The organism is Flavobacterium sp. (assembly GCF_017985075.1).
In the GTDB taxonomy this organism is placed as follows: Bacteria; Bacteroidota; Bacteroidia; order Flavobacteriales; family Flavobacteriaceae; genus Flavobacterium.
On record NZ_JAGNYF010000101.1, the window covers coordinates 1 to 3,798 of the forward strand.

At 31.6% G+C, this 3,798-nt stretch carries 4 protein-coding genes and 1 pseudogene; 2 read left to right on the forward strand and 3 right to left on the reverse strand.

Going from position 1 to position 3,798, the window contains the following annotated elements:
* The 3 genes and pseudogenes from KA468_RS10835 to KA468_RS10845 form a co-directional block, all read right to left on the reverse strand.
* Nucleotides 1-332 (reverse strand): annotated as a pseudogene (locus tag KA468_RS10835) (3-phosphoglycerate dehydrogenase); the annotation flags it as partial.
* A gap of 89 nt (nucleotides 333-421) precedes the next feature.
* Nucleotides 422-1,495: a 3-phosphoserine/phosphohydroxythreonine transaminase gene (serC, locus tag KA468_RS10840; RefSeq protein WP_291242946.1), complete on the reverse strand. Its 1,074-nt coding sequence runs from the start codon at nucleotides 1,493-1,495 to the stop codon at nucleotides 422-424.
* 236 nt (nucleotides 1,496-1,731) lie between these two features.
* Nucleotides 1,732-2,790, reverse strand: a complete 1,059-nt coding sequence (locus tag KA468_RS10845; protein ID WP_291242947.1) for an acyl-CoA reductase — start codon at nucleotides 2,788-2,790, stop codon at nucleotides 1,732-1,734.
* Nucleotides 2,791-2,925: 135 nt separating this feature from the next.
* Here KA468_RS10845 and KA468_RS10850 point away from each other — a divergent pair, with 135 nt between their 5' ends.
* Together KA468_RS10850 and KA468_RS10855 are read left to right on the forward strand one after the other, a co-directional pair.
* Nucleotides 2,926-3,276 (forward strand): 4Fe-4S dicluster domain-containing protein, encoded by a 351-nt coding sequence (locus KA468_RS10850; RefSeq protein ID WP_291242948.1) that lies wholly within the window; start codon nucleotides 2,926-2,928, stop codon nucleotides 3,274-3,276.
* 92 nt (nucleotides 3,277-3,368) lie between these two features.
* The coding region (locus KA468_RS10855; protein WP_291242949.1) for a GTPase at nucleotides 3,369-3,798 on the forward strand (430 nt) is incomplete at its 3' end.

Sequence of the window (3,798 nt, forward strand, 5' to 3'; positions counted from 1 at the left end):
GAAAATAAATGCGCAAAAACCAATTCGGCTACACTTTCAGATGAAGAAGCGGGCGTATTGATAACGTGAATTCCTTTTGAACGTGCATATTCAACATCTATATTATCCATTCCAACACCACCACGACCAATAATTTTTAATCCAGGACAAGCATCAATAATATCTTGTTTTACTTTCGTAGCACTTCTTACCAAAATAACTTGTACATCATTTGTATTGATGTAATTGGCTACTTGTTCTTGTGCCACTTTTGTAGTGATAACTTCAAAACCAGCTTTTTCTAATGTAGTGATACCACTTTTTGAAATTCCGTCGTTTGCTAATACTTTCATTTTTGAGTTTATATGTTTAAAAGTTTATGAGTTTAAAAGTGAAACTCAACTATAATTTATATTCTATTTTTCTGAATACTTAATACTGATTACTGAGCACTAACTTCTAATTCTTTCATTACGTCTACCAATACTTGAACGCTTTCTAATGGCAATGCATTGTACATAGAAGCACGATAACCTCCAACAGAGCGGTGTCCAGTTAAACCAGATATTCCTGCGGCTTTCCACATCGCATCAAATTTTTCAGTTAAGCTTTCGTCAGTTAAAACAAATGTTGCGTTCATAATACTTCGGTCTTCTATTGCTGCCGTTCCTTTAAATAATGGATTTCTGTCAATTTCTGAATATAATAAGGCAGCTTTTTCATTATTTATTTTTTCAATTGCTACAATTCCGCCTAAATTTTTTAACCATTGTAAAGTTAATAAGGAAGCGTATACAGGAAATACCGGCGGCGTATTGTACATACTTTCTGCCTTAATATGTTTTTCATAATCCAACATACTTGGTATATAACGACCTGTTTTTCCGAGAATTTCTTCTTTTACAACTACTAATGTAGTTCCGGCAGGACCCATATTTTTTTGTGCCCCAGCGTAAATAATATCAAATTGTGAAAAATCTAATGTTCGTGAAAAAATATCCGAACTCATATCGCAAACCACAGGCACATTTGTTTTTGGAAATGATTTCATTTGTGTTCCAAAAATGGTATTATTACTTGTACAGTGAAAATAGCTTGCGTCTGAAGGAATTTCTATGTTTTTTGGGATATAATTATAATTGGCTTCTTTAGAAGAACCTACAACTAAGGTTTCCCCGAAATGTTTGGCTTCTTTAATAGCGTTGTTCGCCCACGTTCCAGTATCTAAATAAGCTGCTTTTCCGTCAGATTTCATTAAGTTGTAAGGCACCATTAAGAATTCTAAACTTGCACCACCAGCTAAAAATAACGCTTGATATCCTTTGTTTTCTAATCCTAAAAGTTCTAAAACCAAAGCTCGTGCATCGTCCATAACAGCTACAAAATCTTTACTTCTGTGTGAAATTTCTAATAATGATAAATCGGAATTATTAAAATTTAAAATGGCTTTAGCTGATTTTTCAAATACTTCTTGTGGCAAAATACAAGGTCCTGCGCTATAATTGTGTTTTTTCATAATGTTGGTTGTAGTTTGGTGCAAATTTCAGGTTTTTAGAAAAACTGCCCAAAATTAAAAATACGATATCGAAACGACTTATTAACAATATCGATTTCGAAAAATATTATTTTTCTTTTTTTGATGCCTTTCGATTGGAGTTTACTTTTGCTTCCAAATTGAATTTGGGTTGGTGTTTGTGTACGTCTTTATCTTTTTGTGTTTTAATTATCGTACTAATTTTAGAAACGGTCATTTTATAAATTAATTAGAAACTGCATTGTGTCTACATTATCTGCATAATCCCATAAATTTGGTTTTTGAGTATTTCCAAAATAGACTGAATTTTCAATACTTCCATTTGAAACTACACATTGAATCATTTCTGCATCTTGATTTAAACGCGTTTTTACTTCATTTAGATCTTCATAAAATTCATAAAATACCGAAGAAATAGGCGAGGCGTGACTTATATCTTCTTTAATAGTTAAAAATTCATTATCTAATAATTGAAAATTACTCATTAAAAAAACCGCTTTGTTATAATCGTAATTATTGGCATATTTTTCATAATAAATTACATCTTTTTGAGCATACATTCCATTAAAAAACGCATCGAAATTATAATTTTTCGGGACAAAAATTTTAGAAACATTTCGGCAACCTAAGCCAAAATATCGAAACACATCTTCGCTTAATAAAGTCATTTCTTCTGGCGTTTCCTCTCCGGTTAAAACTGCAATAGAATTTCTACTTTTTCTAATAATCGAAGGTGTATCTTTAAAATAATATTCAAAGTATCTTGCTGTATTGTTGCTTCCAGTAGCAATAACGGCATCGTAATTTTCTAATTTGTCTTCAACAAACGTTATTTTTTCATTAAATCGATGATCCAATGCAATTAAATATTTAGCTAAAAATTTAATTAAATAATCGTCTTTACTTGATGTTTTAACTAAGACATTATTCCCAGAAATTAAAACCGTTAAAAAATCGTGAAAACCTACTAACGGAATATTTCCTGCTAAAATTAACCCTACATTTTTAGGTGCTTTTTCAATAAAAGTATATTCGGAAAGCCATTGATTAATGTTGTTTTCAGTTAAAGCTTCTGCCCAACTTGAAATGCTAAAATGAACATTATCAGGTGTAAACCAATTGTTGTGAGATTGGGATAACGCAATTAAATCTACAAATGAATTATAAAAAACGTCATTATGTTTTACGTGCTCATTTTGTTGATTATTGTCTAAAGAAAACTGATTTAAAAATTTTCCTAATTCAACAAAATTATTTTTTATTTCAATTTGTAACATATGTAACTTGTTTATATTTAGTTTACGTTGTATTTTTGCACAAAATTAATATAATATGTCGAAAGTCTAACGTCTTAAAGTAAAAAGATTTACGACATTTGACATTATGACTTTTCAACATTAAGACAAAATAAAATGGCAATTATAATAACAGACGAATGTATTAATTGTGGGGCTTGTGAACCAGAATGTCCAAATACTGCAATATATGAAGGTGCAGATGATTGGCGTTGGAAAGACGGTACCAAACTTTCAGGAAAAATAATTTTACCAGACGGAACAGAAATCGATGCAGATGCGGCGCAAACACCAGTTTCAGATGATTTATATTACATTGTTCCAGGAAAATGTACCGAATGTAAAGGGTTTCACGACGAACCTCAATGTGCGGCTGTTTGTCCAGTTGATTGTTGTGTGCCAGATGACAATCACGTAGAAAGTGAAGAAACGCTTTTAAACAGACAAGCATTTTTGCATGATGAATAAAACCTCCAACCCCAAAGCGGAGTTGTGATAGTAAAATAATAATAAATTGAACCGATGTGAAGTCCCCTTCGGGGATTTAGGGGCTTTAAAATATGAAAGCAGGAATTGTAGGCTTACCAAATGTAGGAAAATCAACATTATTTAATTGTTTGTCTAATGCAAAAGCGCAAAGTGCTAACTTTCCGTTTTGTACTATCGAGCCAAATATTGGTGTAGTAAACGTACCCGATCCAAGAATCAATCGTTTAGAAGAATTGGTAAATCCAGAACGTGTACAAATGGCTACCGTTGATATTGTTGATATTGCAGGTTTAGTGAAAGGTGCAAGTAAAGGAGAAGGATTAGGAAATCAGTTTTTAGGAAATATTAGAGAATGTAATGCGATTATTCACGTATTACGTTGTTTTGATAACGATAATATTGTTCACGTAGATGGAAATGTAAACCCAATCCGTGATAAAGAAACTATCGATATCGAATTGCAATTAAAAGATTTAGAAACGGTTGAAAAACGTTTAGAAA

Excerpts from the sequence above, each read along its gene's own strand:
- serC (WP_291242946.1), bottom strand. The coding sequence starts at position 1,495 with ATGAAAAAACACAATTATAGCGCAGGACCTTGTATTTTGCCACAAGAA.
- KA468_RS10850 (WP_291242948.1), top strand. The coding sequence starts at position 2,926 with ATGGCAATTATAATAACAGACGAATGTATTAATTGTGGGGCTTGTGAA.
- KA468_RS10845 (WP_291242947.1), bottom strand. The coding sequence starts at position 2,790 with ATGTTACAAATTGAAATAAAAAATAATTTTGTTGAATTAGGAAAATTT.